Raw genomic sequence first — 17,785 nt, forward strand, 5'->3', positions numbered from 1 at the left:
CGTAATCTCTTTTATAGTTTTATTTTTTAGTTTGACCAGATAGTTCAACAGACTTTTGCGTACAACGCTGCATAGCTGAAATAATCGCTGTTCGTAATCCTTTTTCCTCTAATGTTGCTACAGCTTCTATTGTCGTTCCGCCAGGAGAACAAACCATATCTTTCAATTCACCTGGATGTATTCCTGTTTCTAGTACCATTTTTGCAGAGCCTAACACAGCTTGAGCAGCGAATTTATATGCTTGATTTCTTGGCATACCATCTAGTACAGCAGCATCTGCCATCGCTTCTATAATCATATATACATAAGCTGGTGAAGAACCACTTACGGATGTGACAACATCCATTAATTTTTCACTTACGATCTCTGTTTGACCAAAACTATTGAAAATGTTTAGTACATCTTCTAAATCTTTTTCTGTCACCATTTCATTAGGGCATAATGCAGACATTCCTTCTCCAACAAGAGCAGGAGTATTAGGCATTACTCTTACAACCTTTACTTTTTTATTAAAGGCATTTTCAGTACTTTCAATACTTTTTCCAGCAGCGATCGTAACGATGATAGCATCGTTTTTGATTACTTCTTTTATTTCATTAATTATTGATGAATATAGGTCTGGTTTGATTGATAAAATTAAAATATCAGCATTTTTAGCTACTTTATTGTTGTCGGTAGTTGTAGTTAGCCCATATTTTTCACTAGCATTTTTTAAATTAGCAGTGTTTAAATCTGAACAAATAATTTGATTTGAAGACACTATATTTTTGTTTATCATTCCGCCAATCATAGCCATTCCCATATTTCCGCAACCGATGAATCCAATTTGTTTATCCATAATAACTCAATCTTGCTCCTTTTATAATCAATTATATCGGTTTGATATTATTTTCTTAGAATAAGAATAACATCCCTGTGCAATATAAAGAAACATTCTAAGAGAATATATTCCTTTTTGCAACACTAAAAGACAAAAATTAATTATATTCGACATTATGTAAATATATACACTATAATGTAAGGTTTTATGTTTATGAATATGAGTTAAACTTATATCATTTTGTATTTTCATTCAGTAGGGCGATAATTTCATACAAATAACTTGTGGCTCTATTTATTTTTAAAAATACCTCTTGACACCGAATCGAACTATATCGCATAATATAAAAAAATTAGATTGAAAATCGTTGAAGGGAATTAGTACATATGTCTTCTTGCGAAAGAGAGTGGAATTCACCGGCTGAAAGATTCCTCGTATAGAATATATCGAACCTATCCCTGAGTCTTAAATGAAAGTTTAGGCGTTCGCCTGCGTTATAGGCACCAAGTGGATATCTATGTATATCAATTAAGGTGGTACCGCGGAACAATGACCGTTTCGTCCTTTTTATTTTATTAAGGGCGAAGCGGTCATTTTTATTTTGCTCTTAAATACTTCAGTGCAGCATTGATGAGAATAGATATAGTTACAAAGTGAATGAAGTGTAATTTATAAAAAAACTTTGATTTTAGACTTGGGGGATAAAAAAGTGAAAAAACAACGAATTGTTGTAAAGATTGGGAGTAGTTCCTTGGCAGATAGTCATGGAGGCATCTCTACAGAACAGCTTTCAGATCACGTTGCCGCATTGGCTCGGTTGAAAGAAGATGGGCACGAGGTTGTGTTAATTACATCTGGAGCCGTCGCTGCAGGTTTTTCAGCGCTAGGATATCCTAGCAGACCTGTAACGATTAAAGGGAAACAGGCTGCAGCAGCTGTCGGACAAAGTTTGTTAATGCAGGCGTACACGGAGGAATTCCGTAAATATGGCATCGTTACTGCGCAACTTTTGCTGACGAGAAGTGATTTTTCTAGAAAAGAACAATATAGTAATGCTTACGCTACGTTAGGAGAATTATTAAACCGTTCCGCTCTTCCAATTATTAATGAAAATGATTCCATCTCTTTAGAGGAGCTAACGTTCGGTGATAATGATATGCTGTCAGCTTTAGTAAGCGGGCTTGTTTCGGCGGATATGCTTATGATCTTTACGGATGTGAACGGGTTATATGACAAAAATCCTCAGAAAAATGCGGATGCAAAAAAATATTATTTTCTTCCTGAAGTTACGGAAGAAATTTCTTCTCTTGCAGGAGATGCAGGCTCAAAACTTGGGACTGGCGGTATGAAATCAAAAATCGATGCTGCAAAGACAGCACTCTCTCTTGGTGTGAGTGTATTTATCGGAACAGGACGTGGACAGGAAAAGTTTGTAGATGTTTTGAAGGGTAAGGGTGATGGAACGTATGTTGGTAATGCTCCTCAAAAAGAAATGAAGATGAACAAGCAATGGATTGCCTTGCATTCGCTTGTTAGCGGACAAATTGAAGTAGATGCTGGGGCAGCTACTGCCATCATTCAGCATGGGAAGAGTTTACTTCCAGCTGGTGTTACGAATGTATCAGGATTTTTCCAAGTGGGTGAAGTTGTAGAGGTTGTAACGCAACAAGGGCGCGTAATAGGAAAAGGACAATGCACATATAGTGCAGAGGAACTAAGAGATGTAAAAGGTATGCAAAGCCAAGATATTCAAGTAAGAGGCGAGAGACATAGTTATGAAGTCATCCATAGGGATCATTGGGTTTCACTTTAAAAAGGAGGAAATAAAAATGAATGAAGTGTTGGCAAAGGGGATAAAAGCAAAAGAGGTTGCTAGAGAACTTGTGCTTAAAACTACAGATCAAAAAAATGAAGCACTTGCTGCAATTGCTAATCAGCTGATAGTAGAAACAGCTTATATTTTAGAAGAAAACAAACGGGATATTGAAGAAGGTAAGGAGAAAGGATTTTCTCATTCACTCCTTGATCGCCTTTTGCTGAATGAACAACGAATTGTTGATATGACAGAGGGTATTAAGCAGTTAATTGAATTACGTGATCCTATTGGAGAATGTGTAAGTGCATGGGAACGACCAAATGGACTATCTATTCAGGAGATGCGCGTACCACTTGGTGTTGTCGGAATGATTTATGAGGCAAGACCGAATGTAACTGTTGATGCTGCTACAATTTGTTTAAAAACAGGAAACGCAGTAATACTACGTGGTAGTTCTTCTGCTATACATTCTAACAAAGCTATCGTTAGCGTTATTCACCGGGCGCTTAAGCAAACTAGCTTGCCTTCAGAAAGTGTACAGCTCATAGAAGATACAACGAGAGATAGTGCAAAACAGTTGTTTACATTGAACGAGTACTTGGATGTTCTTATACCAAGAGGCGGTAAACAATTAATTGATACAGTAGTGAGAGAAGCGTCTGTTCCAGTACTTGAAACAGGTGCGGGAAATTGTCATATATTCATTGATGAAACAGCAGATAAACAAATGGCGTTTAATATTATTATAAACGCAAAAACGCAGCGTCCATCTGTATGTAATGCAATTGAGACGATTGTACTTCATGAGAATTGGGCAGAGCAATATGGTAGCGAGTTGTTTTCTTCCTTGAAGGAAAGAGGAGTGGAGCTACGTGGTGATAATAAAGCAGTGGCGATTGATCCTTCTATCTTACTTGCGACAGAAGAAGACTGGGAAACTGAGTTTTTATCTCTCACACTAGCAGTGAAAGTGGTTTCCACTGTTGAAGAAGCGATTCATCATATAAATACGTATGGATCTATGCATTCTGAAGCGATTATTACTGAAAACGAGGAAAACGTCAGCAAGTTTTTTACTTCTGTAGATGCCGCGGCACTTTATCATAATGCATCGACTCGTTTTACAGATGGATCCGAATTTGGATTCGGAGCGGAAATTGGTATCAGTACACAAAAGTTACACGTAAGAGGACCAATGGGGCTTCCAGCATTAACTTCTACAAAATATGTGATTCGTGGAAATGGGCAAATTCGAAAATAATAATAAAAGACACTCAATTGGCTTGGGTGTCTTTTATTATAAAAATTATTTACCATACAAATAGCCCAACGAGCATAGCACTTAATAAAGAAACAGCCATCCCGCTAACAAGAAGCTTCCAAACATTTTTACCGATGACTGATGATTTTTCTCCGCCAAATAATGAATTGTAAGTTCCGTAAATCATACCTACTGTACTAAAGTTAGCAAAAGAAGCTAGAAATGTCGTTGCAACCGCAACCGTATGCGGTTGTAGCGACTTTAAGTTTGATTTTAAATCCATCATTGCAACAAATTCATTCGTCGTTATTTTGATCCCCATTAATTCAGCTACATACATAGCATCACTGCCTGATAAACCGAGTAAAAATGCAAAAGGACTAAAGATAATGGAGAAGATTTTTTGAATTGTTAACCCCGTTACAAAAAATCCTAAAATCCCATTTAAACATGCTGTTAAAGCTACATAACCAATTACCATAGCTAAAATAACGATAACCATATTCATCCCAACTAACATACTGTTTGAAATAGTAGAAAAGAAATCCTTTTTTTCATGTTTTGAAGGTGTGTAAACAACGTCTTCTTCTTTCGAAACTTCCACAGGATTTAATACATTGGCTAAAATTAATGCGTTAATACAGTTTAATGGGATTGCGCTGAAAATATATGTTGCTGGAACCATTGATAAATAAGCACCAAGAATGGATCCGCTAACGCTACTCATACTCATAATTCCAAAAGTTAATAATCGATTTTCTTTTAAAACAGATAATTGATCACGAACAACCGCAAGTGCTTCGGTGTTTCCTAAAAACATCATTTGAATCGAAAAGAAACTTTCTAACTTTGGTAAACGAGAAATCTTTGAAATAACTGCACCTACTTTATCAATAATCCAAGTTAAGATTCCGAAATAAGAAAGAATATCGAAAAAAGTAATAACAAAAATGATAGGAAGTAACGCACTAAAGAAGAAATCAATGTGCTGACTTTCCATAGCTGAAGGAAATGCAAATCGAATACCTTCATTCGCACATGCTAGTAGCCAACTGAAAAATGACGCAATTTTATTAATGATAATACTGCCGAGCTTTGTGCCTAACATAAACCACGTAATAAAAAGCTCCAATAGGATGAGAATTACAATTGGTCTCCATTTTATATGTTTTTTATTAGGCGAACATAAGAAAACGATTAATATGACAACGAAAATCCCTAACATATTCAATATGAAATGCATGTCAACAACTCCTTGAGGCTTATTATTTGTATATAAAAAAGCATCTATTCTTCCAAATTTGGATTATGATTAGAAGTTATGAAGCATGTAAGTTATGTTAGGAATCAATGTATTTTAATTTGCTTTATTTTGAGCAATCGTAGTAATTATCGAACAATTAGTTGTTTTCAATTGTTTTGTTGGATATTAAACGTATGCGATTTTAAACATCGTTTATCCCGGATTAACGGGCAGTAAGACTTTTACCTCAAAATTCAGGGAAAGCAAAGAAGTGAAGTGGGGATGGGCTGCCCGCAAAATCCCGATTGGTAAGAGCTGATTAAAATTTCACTTTATAAATAAGAACGGTGAGTTGGCCATGAACCTTGAAGTTTCCGAAGCTGTATAATTTGTCCTGTATGATAAGCATCATGCAAAAGGATATTCATATATTGTCGCCAAACTGGTAGAGAAGGACTTAGTTGATCTAGTTCTGCTTCTTGAAGGGCGGTTAATGAAGATTGTAAGGCATCATGTACTTGAAGCGTTCGCTTTTCTCTTCAATAAACCTTCTCTATAGTTGAACAAGAGAGTGAAATACAACGTATAATTGAGCCATTAAAAAATCTCATTTTTAATATGATATTTAATAATCAAGGCTTTCATTGAGTCAGAATGAAAAGAGTATAAACCTTTTTCTGTTTGCTCATTGATTAAAGTTTTTTTAAAGTTGCAAAACGGTTCTAAAAATATAGAAGGTAAAATTCGATGAAAATAGAATATGTTATATAGCAAACAAGGAGGGGATAAAAATGGAGGTCTATCACATAACGAGCAGAAAAAGGGAAACATACAACGTTCAGGTGAAATATTCGATACTTTTCGAATGTGCACTTGGCATTGCAGCGATTACTCATAAAAGGTTAATTGATACTCTTGAAAAAACTCAAAGTGAATGGGAAGAAATTAAGAAAGCATTAACAGAAGAAATGAGAGAACACTTACAGTTTGTAGAAGAACATAATACGTGGAAAGCATTACTCCAGTTATTGTATGAAGAGGATTTTCAAGATTTATCGCAGTTTAATTTTAAAATTGATTCATTTTCAGAAGAAGATTTGAAATTTATATGTTTACCGTTTTTAGGAGAGAAGTATGAAGAGAAAAGACGTTTAGCTGCAACGGGAGTTGTATGTGCAATACACGAACTAAAGGAACTAACAGATAATCATCAGTTTTTTTCTACTTATATTAGCTTTATATGTAATGTAGATGTACAAGTGCTGAAATCGCATTTAATCGCTGTTATGACAGGTTGGTATAAGAGTGTTATTAAAAGAGAGGAAGAACAAATACTTTCTATATTAAAACGAGATTATGAAGCGAAAAATGAAATGAATAAAAAGATGAAGCCGGAAGAGTTTGTCGAGTGGGCGACTGGCGGAGTGAACTATATGCCAGAGCCAAGTGTTCATCACGTACTTCTTATTCCGCAAATGACGTACAGACCGTGGAATATTGAAGCGGATATTGATGATACGAAAGTATTTCATTATCCAGTTGCGAATGAAAGCATTCATCCTGAAGATCCGTATGAACCGAATTATTTTTTAGTTCAAAAACATAAGGCTCTTGGGGATGAGGCGAGATTGCGAATTGTAAAAATGTTATTTGAAAAAGAACGTACATTACAGGAAATAACGGAAAGATTACAGCTTGGTAAATCGACTGTACACCATCATTTGAAATTGTTACGTGCAGCGAAGTTAGTTGATATACATGACGGAAAATATGTATTAAGAAAGAAAGCAGTACAGTCTTTAGCGAAAGAATTAGATATGTTTTTGAATAGATAATTAACAACGAGAATGTACATAAAGGGAGGAATATAAAAGAAAAGTTGGTGTGTGAAATTGAAAAATATATTGAAAAATCGTTCGTTCTTTTTTATGTGGATTGGTAGTGCAATCTCTGAATTAGGAGGGGCTTTCGGAACGTTATGTAATTCAATTCTAGTATATGAGTTAACAGGATCGGAAATGGCTTTAAGTAGTATGTGGCTATTATATTTCATCCCATCACTCATACTGCAATTAATAAGTGGCCCATTTATTGATAAATGGAGCCGGAAGTGGATTATGATTTTTTCACAATGGATACGGGCGTCCGTATTCTTATTACCTTTGGTGATGCTAGTTACAGGTAGTATAGAAGTTTGGCACATTTATGTTGTTCAAATTGTAGTGGGACTTATTACACCTCTTTATACACCTGCAAGTCAAGCAATTACACCGAGCATTGTAAGTCAAGGACAACTTCAAGACGCAAATGCGTATATTGATGGAATGACTCGTCTCATGATGTTTCTTGCGCCAGTATTAGGCGGAGTAGTCATTCATTTCATTGGAACAGAACTTACATTATCTTTCGTATGTATTTGTCTATTTGTTAGTGGTGCTTTCTTACTTTATATAAAAGAAAAGAGAACTACAACAGATATACGAAAAACGTGGCTAGAACAATTTCTTCAAGGTTTTACATATTTTTTTACAAAACCAATCATCGTTTGGCTCGGTATATTTCTTACTTTCGTGCAGTTTGGAGTAGGGGTAACGATGGTCACAAATCTTCCTTATATAAAAGACGAGCTGTTAGCGGGATATGCAGAGTACGGCTATTTTATGGCAGGTTTTCCACTTGGCTACGTAATTGGCTCAGTATTAGTCGGAAAAGTAACATATAAAAGCCGGCGTATACTTATGCTTGGGGGATTGTTTATAGGGGGACTCACATACATTTCGCTAGGGTTCAATCATAGTATTATCATTGCAATACTAATTGAAGTAATAGCAGGGATTTGTATTGCATTTTTCAATGTTCATAACACAACAATATGCCAACAAATCGTCCCAAATAATATGATAGGACAAGTATTTTCAGTGCGTTTATTTTTCATACGATCCGCTATGCCATTAGGTGTGTTAGTAGGGGGAATATTGAGTGAAATGTGGGGAGTAAGAGCGCTATATGTAATTATCGGTGCAGTTATATGTGTTACATCTTTAATAGGGATGTTACTTCCATATTTCAAATTTTTAGATGAGGCGATAGAAAAGAAATCAGCATAATTCAAAAAATTAAAACTTTACAATTGAAAATAATTATCATAATCAATTATAATAGAAGAATACTAGTATTCGTATAACAAAGAGGGAGTGGAATAAATGTTTATCGAAACGAAAACATTTACAGTAAAAGAAGGTACATCAAATATAGTTGTAGAACGTTTCACTGGAGAAGGTATTATTGAAAAATTTGAAGGCTTCATCGATTTAAGTGTTCTCGTGAAAAAAGTAAGACGCGGCGACGAAGAAGTTGTCGTAATGATTCGCTGGGAATCGGAAGAAGCATGGAAAAACTGGGAAACAAGTGAAGAACACTTAGCTGGACATAGAGCGGGCCGTGGTAAACCAAAACCAGATCATATTATTAATGTGGATCATGCGGTTTATTATGTGAAATCATCGAAATCGGCTTATCAACAGTTGTAATATACAAGCAGAGGATACATGTTGTAGAAGCAAACATGTATCCTCTTTTTTATTACTGGGGGGATGGGAATGATAGGAAATCTTTCATTCATTTAAAAAACGTTCTAGGCTATAGAAAAAAATATTAGACTTATAAAGCATAGTCTTAGACGGAACGCTTGAATATTTTCCCTTACATATTTAAGTGTTATGAAAAAAATGAATCCATATACCCTCAGTTTAAAAGGAGATGAGTACATGAAGCTGAATCATTTAAATTTATGTGTTGATGATTTATCGGAAGCGAGACATTTCTTTGAAACATTTTTTGATTTTCAATTTTTGGAGCAAAAAGGGAAAGCACTTGTAGTCATGAGTGATGAGAGTGGTTTTATACTTGTACTAAGTGATCCAAAAGCATTTAAAGGGAATAAGGAAGTTACGTATCCGGAAGCTTTTCATATTGGTTTTTTAGTGGATACATCAAGTGAAGTGGATCAAGCGTATAATCGTTTAGTAGCCGGCGGCATTGAAATAGACAAGGAACCTTATTTGATGCGAGGTAGTAGTTATGGTTTTTATTTTACAGTATTTAATGGCTTATTAATTGAAGTGTCTTGTCTTGATTATAGAGAAGGTAAGAAAGTTTCAAAGCTTAATAGTAATCATTTGAAGGTGTATAGAATTTAAGTATGTATCATATTAGAAGACGGATTAAGAAAGTTTCACTGTAAAGTAAAAAAGACAGACTAATAAATAGTCTGTCTTTTCACATTAATTCTTCACATCATCATAAAGTTCAAGTGCCTCTTTCACATTCAATCCATTTTTCACAATGCCATGTATCGCTTGAATCATCGCAGCTGGGTGCTCGGATTGCCATATGTTTCGGCCCATATCTACTCCAATTGCGCCTTCTTGCAGCGCATTGTACGTAATGTTTAATGCGTCTTCAATTGAATCTAGTTTTGGGCCACCCGCGATGACGACTGGGGCAGGGCATGTGCTCGTTATTTTTTCGAATCCTTCACAGTAATACGTTTTAATAATATCAGCACCCATTTCAACACATACGCGGGAAGCAAGTGCTAGAAAGCGAGCTTCACGTTTTTGTAATTCTTTTGCGACTGCGGTAATGCCGAGTACAGGTAGGCCGTAATCGTGAGCTTCAGAGACTACATTTGCGAGATTTGTAACAGTTTGTGTTTCATAGTCTGATCCGACAAAAACAGAAACGCCAACGCCAATTGCGTTTTGCTTCACTGCTTCTTTTACAGGTGTAACAATTGTTTCATTCGCTAAATCTTTACCGACGACAGTAGCACCGCCAGATACACGCATAACCATCGGTGTGCTGCAGTTTTCAGGAATACAGGAGCTAAGTACACCACGCGTTAAAAAGAGAGAATCCGTGTAAGGAAGTAAGTTTTTAACTGTTTCAAGTGGTTGTTCTAGTCCGTGAATTGGTCCTAAGAAATAACCGTGATCTATTGCTAACATTACCGCTCTGCCATCAGGTAAAATTGTATTTAATCGATTTTTAAATCCCCAAGTCATTCCAAATCACTCCTTCGTTAATGTTGGATTTTCCGTTTGTACAGTATCTTTATTTGGTAAATGTGGTGACTTAATAAAAACAGCTTTAAAAGGTTTGTCAGAATGGTTAATAAGATAGTGAGATTCATGAGGACGAACTTGCAGGACATCACCTTGTTTAATTGGAACTCTTTCATTATTCACATAGAAATCTATTTCACCTTCTAATGCATAAAAGACCTCTTCGCACGTCGTATGATAATGGTTTTGAAACTCCTGGCCCGGTTGAATGACAACAAGGCCAAGATCAATATTTGGACCTTGTATTAAATATTTCGGCCCGTTATCACCGAAGCGATAGGAGAAGTCATTTTCATTCGCTTTTAACATACAGTTCACTCCTTTATGTAATGTGTTACAGTGCACCAGGCGCAATCCACATATGTGAGGTGAGCCCTTTATCAGCTAAAGCGAGCTGACTGTCATATACAGTTTTCCATGTTTCATAGAACTCTTTATATAGTTCGTGATTTTCAGTAACTGGTTCGAATGTTTGCTCCCACTGTACAAACTCTTCGGCAGTTTCTTCCATAGATGAATATATGCCAGCACCAACTCCAGCAGCAATCGCAGTTCCTAAAGCAGCTGCTTCTTTCACAACAGGTACTTTTACAGGAATACCGAGTACGTCTGATAGAATTTGTGGCCATAGTTTTCCTTTAGCGGCACCGCCAGCAAAAATAACTTCAGAAGGGAATGTGCCAGTTAGATTTTTTATTAATTTTAAGTTTCCAAGTGTAATGAAGGCTGCATTTTCTTCAATAGCACGAAACAGTTCTTTTTTTCCGCATTTGTCAGCGTCTAAACTTAAATTTAAAAAAGAAGGTGCGGCATGACGCCAAGAAATGTAGTTCATAACGTTTGAAAAAGTAGGGATAATGCCATGTGAACCGACAGGTACGTCTTTCGCTTGTTCTTCTAGTAATTCATAAGCATCTACACCGAGTTTATCAGCAAGTTTCTTTTCTTCTTGGCAAAAAGCGTCTCGAAACCAGCGCATAACGAGACCTGGGAAAAAGGCGATTGTTTCATATTGCCATAGGTTCGGAACGACGTGACAATTTACTCGAATCGCAGCATGTGGATCTGTTATTGGCTCAGTAACATTCACTTCTTGTTGCCAAAAGCTACCCCCGCATATTAACGTTTGATTTGGTTTCACGATTCCTGTTCCGAGCGATGCCATTTGAGCATCTCCACCCCCGGCGACGACAGGAATCCCTTCACGTAATCCAGTTAATGCTGCACACTCTTTTGTAACGTTGCCAATTACTGTACCAGCTTCATTTACTGTTGGTGAAAATGGCAAAGATAGACCGCACTCCTTAGCGACATCGTTATCCCACACTCTATTTTGTAAGTCAAAAATACCTGACGTGCATCCGTTTGAGGGATCAATTTGTAGTACGCCGCTTAGTTTATATAAAATCCAATCGTTTAACATTGTAAAAGAGTAAATATTATTATAGACGTCGGGTTCATGTTTTTTTATCCAGAGTAGGCGTGGTAAAGCACCTAATGAAAAAGTTTGACCAGACTTTGTATATAAATCTTTTTCAAGATGTGACCGAATTTCTTTTAATTCACTAACTTCGACGGATGCGCGCCCATCAACATTTGCACACGCCCATATTTCTTTCCCATCTTGATCATATAAAACAAATCCTTCTCGCATACTTGTAGCGCTAATAGCAAGAATAGAAGAGGCAGGAGTGTTGCTTTTTTGAAGCACCTCTTTCGTACATTCTTGTACTAGCTTCCAATTTTCTACTACATCAAAGTTCATAGAGCCTGGATAACGAAGGTCAGATTTGTGAATCCATTCTTTTTGACTTACTGCAATTTGATTACCATGTAAATCAAAAAGAACTGCTCGAATGCTCCCTGTACCAGCATCAAAAGCTAATAAATGGGACATTAACAATCACCATCCTTTCGTAATAAGGAGAGGGCAGTTTCCTCATCGGTAATTAATGAATGAATAAACTTTCCTTTTAAGGCACCATAAATTGCATCTATCTTTTCAGTACCTCCAGCAACACCGACGACATGCTTCATATTGCGCAAAATAGAGAGGGGCGTGCCAATTAGACGATTGTGATGCGAGAGCTCTAATAAATCGCCATTTGTATTATAAAATTGTCCTAAAATATCGCCAGCACCGTTTTGACTACGAATATATGTCATCTCACGTAGTGTTAATTTTTCTTCTTTTACAATCGTAGCGTCTTGAGATAATCCCCCAATACCGACAACAGCCGTATGAGCAAGTGAAGCGACTTGAAGCATATCTTTTACACTCGGTTCTGATAGAATACTTTGTGCCATTTCGGTTGTAGACGCTAGAAACGGCGTAGGGATAATGTGAAGTTCGCCTTGCATGTAGTGTAAATAGTTTTGTTTTCTCGGGAGATAGTGATTTACCCCGCCTGTTAGCGTTACGATTGAAAGGTTGATAGAACTTTCAAAATGAATGTTTTCTAGCATTTTGCTAATTGTTTCTCCCCAGCCAATACCGAGTAAATCGCCTTGCTGGAGATGAGTTTCTAAATATTGTGCAGCAGCTTTTCCGAGAGAAGCGTGATAATTGTTTACTGGGGTAGGGATAATAAAAGCATCTTTTAAGTGGAATTTTTTCATTAGGTCACGCTCAATACTTAAACAGTGCAAACCAGTCCCTTTTACGTGAAATGTAACGATACCTTCACTCCGCGCTTTATCTAATAACCGGACGACTTTATTTCTTGAAATATGAAGAAGTGACGCGATCTCCTGTTGTGTTAATTGGTCTTTATAATAGTACCAAGCTACTTTAGTTAATAAATTTTCTTCAAAGTTCAGCTGAGTCATACTCTTCATCCCTTTCAACAATTGACCACAGCTTAAACATATGTACCATATATTTTGTTTATTCCAGTTGAAACGATTAATAGTACGTAGAAAAAAGTGTTCTAGATATAAAAAAAGGAATATACAATGCTACAAAACAAGTAGAACAAATAATCATTTTCTCAAAAAATGTTCTGGGTAAAGGCAGGTGACATCATGTGGAGAATGTGCCCTTATTACAAGTGAAGAAAATGAGTAAGGCGTTTTCGAATCAACTTGTGCTAAAGGAAGTGAACTTACAAGTAGAGCATGGTGATATATACGCTTTAGTTGGTGGAAATGGCGCCGGGAAATCGACATTAATGAAAATATTAACGGGGTTATATTCGTATGATAGTGGAGAAATGTATGTGAAAGGAAAGAGACAGCAGTTTGCAAATCCAAAAGAAGCACACCAAGAAGGGATTTATTTAATACCACAAGAACCGCTCATTTTTCCGCATATGACCATTGAAGAAAATATATGTATTGGATTAAAGGGGAATAGAAAGAAGCTTAAAGTAAAAGTTCAGCAATTAATTGACAGTTTAAGTTGGGATATTGATCTTAATGAACAGGGAGAATCGTTATCTATTGCGCAACAACAGTTAGTAGAAATCGTTAGAGGATTAATAAGAGAAGCTGAGATTCTTATTCTAGATGAGCCAACATCGACATTAACAACACACGAAATTAAGAGTCTTTTTGTGTTGATGAAAAGTTTACAAGAAAAAGGAATTGGGATGATTTATATTACGCATCGTTTTCCAGAAATCTTTGAAATTGCCAACAAAGTAGCAATACTACGTGATGGAATGGTTGTAAGCCAAGGTGATGTATGTGACTATACATATGACATGCTGATGGAGGGACTATTGCCAAAAGGATATAAACAGAAAGAGAAAATAGAAGTAGTTCAAGAGACAGCAAAGACGAAAAAAATATTAGAAGTGGTTGATATAAATGGTCACGCATTCGAAAATATATCATTCACTGTACATGCGGGTGAGGTTGTAGGTGTTGCTGGCATTATAGGATCTGGCAGAACGGAATTAGCAGAAGCGATATTTGGATTGAAAACTATAAAATCAGGGTCTATCTTATTGGGGGGAAAATCAATTGATACGTGTTCTTTGCATAAAAGGCTAGACGAAGGACTAGTTTATGTGCCAGAGGATAGGGCGAGGAATGGAATTTTCTCAATTGCTTCTGTTAAAGAAAATATTGCAGCAGCAAGTTTATATCAAAATAATCGCTTTTTTATAAATCAAGAAAAAGAAAGCGCTTTAGTTAATTCGTTTATAGAACAGTTCCGAATTGTTGTACAGAATATGAATAAAGAATTGGCATCTTTATCAGGAGGTAATCAGCAGAAGGTCGTGCTTGCGAAGTATCTTGCATGTAATCCTAAAATTATTATTCTTGATGAGCCGACTCGCGGAATTGATGCGAAAGCAAGGCTTGAAGTGTATGAGACGATAAAAAAAATGAAAAGGGAAGGACTCGCAATTTTATTAATCTCTTCAGATGTTGAAGAAATTATCCAATTAGTAAACCGTGTATATGTAATGAGAAATGGGCGATTTGTTTCTCATATGGAAAAAGAACAACTGAGTGTGAATGAAGTTACACGCCTTGCATACGGAGGTGTAACGGAATGAAACGTATGTATAAAATGCACGAAACGTCTATCATAATGTTACTACTAATTTATATAGCTATTGTAGGGATGATAAACCCTAGTTTTATTCAATTTACCTCGTTATCTTTACTGATGAAATCAAGCGTTATTTTAGTCGTGCTAGCAATCGGTCAATCGTTCGTCTTATTTACGAAAAATATAGATGTATCAGTTGGTTCAAGCATGGGATTAAGTGCAGCAGTTTGCGGAATGATGTTAACGAATGGGTATAGTGCATTCTTGTCGATATTTGTAGCTATTATACTTGGGGCCATTATCGGTTTCGTAAATGGTATTGGAGTTGCGAAGTTTCGGGTACCAGCCATTATTATGACATTAGGCATGTTAGGAATTGTTAGAGGTGCAATGTTAATTTTCACAGGCGGGAAGTGGATTGAAGATATTCCAAACGATTTTAAGCAGCTGTCATCTATCATCATTCTTGGTTTACCTATAACTGTATGGTTCGTTCTTATTATTTTACTACTACTATACTTTTTTTTAAGAGAAGTGCCATTGGGAAGATACTTTTATGCGGTAGGTGATAATGAAGATGGCGCGAGGCTTATTGGTATACCTGTTAATAAAGTGAAGATATATGCGTTTATGATTTCAGGCATAAGCGCTGCGCTCGCTGGTTGCATATTTGTTATGAATATCGGGTTCGTTCCAAATCAAACTGGTACAGGAATGGAACTACAGGTGATTGCAGCTGCTGTGCTAGGAGGAATTCATCTAAAAGGAGGAACAGGTTCTATATTTGGAGCTGCACTAGGAGCATTGTTTTTAGAAGTGATAAGCAGTTCACTTATCTTTTTAAAAATACCAGCATTTTGGAATAATGCTATTTCAGGTTTTTTACTATTACTTATTATCATATTAGATAGCGTCATGAAGAAGTGGAAAGCAGAAAGGAGAATGAATCTATGAAGTATTTTTACAGATGGGAAGGTGTGTTAATCATATTACTTCTTATAGAATTCATTCTCTTTAGTTTTATAAACAGCAATTTCTTAAATATTAGTAATCTCCTTTTTAGTACAAATGATTTTCTATTCATAGCAATCGCGGCAATTCCAATGACTTTCGTTATTGTAACAGGAGGAATTGACGTATCTGTAGGATCAATTATGGGGCTAACCTCGATTTTAATTGGTGTGTTTTGGATGAATGGAATTCATATTTTACTAGCAGTAATAATGGCACTTATAGTCAGTTGCTTAGCAGGAGCTTTAAATGGGCTTATTATAAAATTGACAGATGTAGAACCACTAGTCGTTACACTCGGAACGATGTTTTTATACGGAGGAATTGCACTCGTCATTTCAGGAGGGGCAGGTGCTTCTGGATATGAAGGGATAAGCGGCTTACCTGATACTTATGTACAACTAGCAAATGGTAGTTTTATAGGAATACCCAATTTATTATGGCTACTTATTTTATTAACAATTGTATGCACGATTTTGTTTCACCGAACGATATATGGGCGCCACGTAAAATTAACAGGCGCGAATGAAAATGCAGCAAAATACACCGGGATTAAGACGAAGAAAGTAGTAATCATTGCTTACATACTTTCTGGGTTAGGAGGTGGATTAGGAGGAGCTTTCTTAACTGCATATTTCGGTTCTGCACGTGCTGATATAGGAAGCGAAACAATATTACCAATTATTACAGCAGTTGTATTAGGCGGGACACTTATTACAGGTGGAAAAGGAAGTATTTTAGGTACTGTACTGGCGAGTATTTTCATTGGGCTCATGCAGTATGGCTTGCAAATGACGGGTTTAACAAATGAACAATCCAATGTAGTAATAGGTATTATCCTTATTCTTTCAGTTATTATGAGACATTTCAAATTACATCAATTTTTAGCGGGGAAAAGACAGAGTTTGCATAAGGGGGAAATGTCATGAAGAGAAAACTAGGGATTGTATTGATTGTATGTATTTGTTTAATCGGTTTAATTGCGTGTTCTAGCCAAACGGCAGATAAGAAAAAGGCTGATGATGTGAAATTTGCATTTATTCCGAAATTAACAGGAGTTGGTTTCTTCACATCGGGAGGTGAAGGAGCAAAGGAGATGGGAGAGAAGCTAGGCGTACAAGTGAAATATGATGGGCCGTCTGAAGCGAGTGTATCAGGGCAAGTAAAGTATATAAATAATTTTATTAACCAAAACTATGATGCACTTATGGTTTCCTCTACATCAGTTGATGGTTTATCGCAATCACTACAACGTGCTAAGAAAAAAGGAATGACCGTCTTAACATGGGATTCTGATGTGAATCCGAAAGATCGTTCTTTTTATATAAGCCAAGGAACACCAGACCAACTTGCTAACTTATTAATAGAAATGACTTCTAAGCAAATTGGAGATAAAGGAAAAGTAGCATTCTTTTATTCTAGCCCGACAGTAACGGATCAAAACCAATGGGTAACGAAAGCGAAAGAAATTATTAAAAAGAAATATCCGAACTGGGAAATTGTAACGACGCAGTACGGTGAAAATAATGCACAAAAATCTTTATCCGTAGGGGAGAACATATTAAAAACGTATCCAGATATTAACGCAGTTATTTGTCCAGATGCAACAGCACTCCCAGCAATGGCGCAGGCAGCTGAAAACTTAAAAATGGATAAAAAAGTAGTGGTAACTGGATTTTCTACACCGAACGTTATGCGTGATTATGTAAAACGAGGAACAGTACAACAATTTGGTTTATGGGATGTAAAACAACAAGGTGCTCTCGCAACGTATGTAGCAAATGAAATTGTTGTAAAAGGGAAGAAGTTAAAAGTAGGGGATAGCTTCGAAGTAAAAGGAATTGGAAAAGTGAAAGTAGAGCCAAACTCCATTCAAGGATATGATTATGAGGCAGAAGGGAACGGAATTATCGTATTACCAGAACGAGTTGTATTTACGAAAGATAATATTGATAAGTATAATTTTTAGTAGACAAAAAAACGTCCGAATATATCGGACGTTTT

At 36.3% G+C, this 17,785-nt stretch carries 16 protein-coding genes, 1 pseudogene and 1 other annotated feature; of the genes and pseudogenes, 10 read left to right on the forward strand and 7 right to left on the reverse strand.

What is annotated here, in order from left to right:
- Nucleotides 1-19: 19 nt before the first annotated feature.
- Nucleotides 20-838, reverse strand: coding sequence for a pyrroline-5-carboxylate reductase (gene proC / locus AB6801_RS16610; RefSeq protein ID WP_000360729.1), 819 nt, complete (start codon nt 836-838; stop codon nt 20-22).
- 340 nt (nt 839-1,178) lie between these two features.
- Nucleotides 1,179-1,389, forward strand: a binding site (T-box leader).
- Nucleotides 1,390-1,529: 140 nt separating this feature from the next.
- On the opposite strand from proC, the gene proB reads away from it, so the two are divergent.
- Together proB and AB6801_RS16620 are read left to right on the forward strand one after the other, a co-directional pair.
- Nucleotides 1,530-2,633, forward strand: coding sequence for a glutamate 5-kinase (proB, locus tag AB6801_RS16615; RefSeq protein WP_000744736.1), 1,104 nt, complete (start codon nt 1,530-1,532; stop codon nt 2,631-2,633).
- Nucleotides 2,634-2,649: 16 nt separating this feature from the next.
- A complete protein-coding gene (locus AB6801_RS16620) occupies nt 2,650-3,897 on the forward strand; it encodes a glutamate-5-semialdehyde dehydrogenase (RefSeq protein ID WP_001006620.1) in 1,248 nt (415 codons plus the stop codon).
- A gap of 49 nt (nt 3,898-3,946) precedes the next feature.
- Here the strand turns inward: AB6801_RS16620 and AB6801_RS16625 are convergent, their stop codons facing one another.
- Together AB6801_RS16625 and AB6801_RS16630 are read right to left on the reverse strand one after the other, a co-directional pair.
- Complete coding sequence (locus AB6801_RS16625) at nt 3,947-5,140, reverse strand: NupC/NupG family nucleoside CNT transporter (protein ID WP_000545484.1); 1,194 nt, start codon at nt 5,138-5,140, stop codon at nt 3,947-3,949.
- A 332-nt stretch (nt 5,141-5,472) separates the two neighbouring features.
- A pseudogene (locus AB6801_RS16630) lies at nt 5,473-5,673 on the reverse strand (DinB family protein); the annotation flags it as partial.
- A 258-nt stretch (nt 5,674-5,931) separates the two neighbouring features.
- On the opposite strand from AB6801_RS16630, the gene AB6801_RS16635 reads away from it, so the two are divergent.
- The 4 genes from AB6801_RS16635 (at nt 5,932) to AB6801_RS16650 (ending at nt 9,339) form a co-directional block, all read left to right on the forward strand.
- Nucleotides 5,932-6,975, forward strand: coding sequence for an ArsR/SmtB family transcription factor (locus AB6801_RS16635; RefSeq protein ID WP_370941103.1), 1,044 nt, complete (start codon nt 5,932-5,934; stop codon nt 6,973-6,975).
- 51 nt (nt 6,976-7,026) lie between these two features.
- Nucleotides 7,027-8,247 carry an MFS transporter gene (locus tag AB6801_RS16640; RefSeq protein ID WP_080450943.1) on the forward strand — a complete coding sequence of 407 codons (1,221 nt, stop codon included), beginning with the start codon at nt 7,027-7,029 and terminating at the stop codon, nt 8,245-8,247.
- A gap of 96 nt (nt 8,248-8,343) precedes the next feature.
- Nucleotides 8,344-8,670, forward strand: a complete 327-nt coding sequence (gene hmoA, locus AB6801_RS16645; protein WP_000469497.1) for a heme-degrading monooxygenase HmoA — start codon at nt 8,344-8,346, stop codon at nt 8,668-8,670.
- A 237-nt stretch (nt 8,671-8,907) separates the two neighbouring features.
- Nucleotides 8,908-9,339 (forward strand): VOC family protein, encoded by a 432-nt coding sequence (locus tag AB6801_RS16650; protein ID WP_097999634.1) that lies wholly within the window; start codon nt 8,908-8,910, stop codon nt 9,337-9,339.
- An 84-nt stretch (nt 9,340-9,423) separates the two neighbouring features.
- Here AB6801_RS16650 and lsrF read toward each other — a convergent pair whose 3' ends face one another.
- From lsrF to AB6801_RS16670, 4 genes are read right to left on the reverse strand one after another with little or no spacing between them, the layout of a single operon-like run.
- Complete coding sequence (gene lsrF / locus AB6801_RS16655) at nt 9,424-10,206, reverse strand: 3-hydroxy-5-phosphonooxypentane-2,4-dione thiolase (RefSeq protein WP_000219782.1); 783 nt, start codon at nt 10,204-10,206, stop codon at nt 9,424-9,426.
- 6 nt (nt 10,207-10,212) lie between these two features.
- Nucleotides 10,213-10,575: a cupin domain-containing protein gene (locus AB6801_RS16660; protein WP_000909986.1), complete on the reverse strand. Its 363-nt coding sequence runs from the start codon at nt 10,573-10,575 to the stop codon at nt 10,213-10,215.
- A 25-nt stretch (nt 10,576-10,600) separates the two neighbouring features.
- Nucleotides 10,601-12,163: an autoinducer-2 kinase gene (gene lsrK, locus AB6801_RS16665; protein WP_141530666.1), complete on the reverse strand. Its 1,563-nt coding sequence runs from the start codon at nt 12,161-12,163 to the stop codon at nt 10,601-10,603.
- Nucleotides 12,163-13,095 carry a sugar-binding transcriptional regulator gene (locus AB6801_RS16670; RefSeq protein WP_000192709.1) on the reverse strand — a complete coding sequence of 311 codons (933 nt, stop codon included), beginning with the start codon at nt 13,093-13,095 and terminating at the stop codon, nt 12,163-12,165. Before AB6801_RS16670 ends, lsrK begins: the two co-directional genes overlap by 1 nt.
- A 197-nt stretch (nt 13,096-13,292) precedes the next feature.
- Between AB6801_RS16670 and AB6801_RS16675 the strand changes: the two genes are divergently transcribed.
- The 4 genes from AB6801_RS16675 to lsrB are packed head-to-tail and all read left to right on the forward strand — an operon-like array spanning nt 13,293 to nt 17,750.
- Entirely contained in the window at nt 13,293-14,774 is a 1,482-nt protein-coding gene (locus tag AB6801_RS16675; protein WP_000432630.1) for a sugar ABC transporter ATP-binding protein, read from the forward strand.
- Nucleotides 14,771-15,724 (forward strand): ABC transporter permease subunit, encoded by a 954-nt coding sequence (locus AB6801_RS16680; protein ID WP_000827684.1) that lies wholly within the window; start codon nt 14,771-14,773, stop codon nt 15,722-15,724. Before AB6801_RS16675 ends, AB6801_RS16680 begins: the two co-directional genes overlap by 4 nt.
- Entirely contained in the window at nt 15,721-16,710 is a 990-nt protein-coding gene (locus AB6801_RS16685) for an ABC transporter permease (RefSeq protein WP_141530667.1), read from the forward strand. Before AB6801_RS16680 ends, AB6801_RS16685 begins: the two co-directional genes overlap by 4 nt.
- Nucleotides 16,707-17,750 carry an autoinducer 2 ABC transporter substrate-binding protein LsrB gene (lsrB, locus tag AB6801_RS16690; protein WP_000823656.1) on the forward strand — a complete coding sequence of 348 codons (1,044 nt, stop codon included), beginning with the start codon at nt 16,707-16,709 and terminating at the stop codon, nt 17,748-17,750. The genes AB6801_RS16685 and lsrB overlap by 4 nt, the downstream gene beginning before the upstream one ends.
- Nucleotides 17,751-17,785 lie beyond the last annotated feature (35 nt).

The sequence above is a fragment of the Bacillus sp. RCC_6_1 genome (genome assembly GCF_041360755.1).
Lineage (GTDB): Bacteria > Bacillota > Bacilli > Bacillales > Bacillaceae_G > Bacillus_A > Bacillus_A cereus.